Raw genomic sequence first — 577 nt, 5'->3', positions numbered from 1 at the left:
GGGCCGGTCCGGTCGCCGCTACGGGCGGGGGCGTGCGCGCCCGGGCCCGACTGCGGTGCCCGGTGCGGCGACTGGTGCGCCGGAACGACGATCACCGTGATCGTGGTGGCCACCGCGATCGCCGCGGTCAGCGCGTACGCCCCGACGGTACGATGCCGCGCCCCGCGCTCGCTCGCGGCCCGCACGCCGTCCGGACGGGCCGGCGGCCCGGCCTCCGCCCCCGAACGGGCATCGCGACCGGCACCGGCCCCAGGGGCGGAACGGGAACGGGAACCGGAGCCGGAGTCCGACCCGGCACCCGAGCCGGCGTCGGGGCCGGGACCCTCGTCCAGCAGAGCGCCCAGCCGCGCCGGCAGCACCTCCTCCGCGAGGTCCGGCACGGCCCCGGTCAGCGTCTCGCGGGCCGCGATGATCCGGGCCGCGGCCGCCTCCTCGCTCGCCTCCGACTCCGCTGCCGCCGCCGGCAGGTCGAGCCCGAGCCCGTCATGGAGCAGGAGCGCCTTGCGCTGCCTCGGGGGGAGCGTGAGCAGGGCCGCCGCCAGCGGGTCGGCGGGGGTACGCGGGTGCGAGCGATGCC

The 577-nt window shown here is 79.9% G+C and carries 1 protein-coding gene; it reads right to left on the bottom strand.

Annotated elements, in window-relative coordinates; all coding sequences use genetic code 11:
• Nucleotides 1-577: sigma factor-like helix-turn-helix DNA-binding protein (locus tag AC13HU_RS38005; RefSeq protein WP_483046551.1), on the bottom strand; the 577-nt coding region annotated here is incomplete at both ends.

The organism is Streptomyces sp. NH27, from assembly GCF_056859195.1.
The sequence above is the reverse complement of the archived record's forward strand: the minus strand, read 5'-3'. Positions and strand labels throughout refer to the sequence as shown.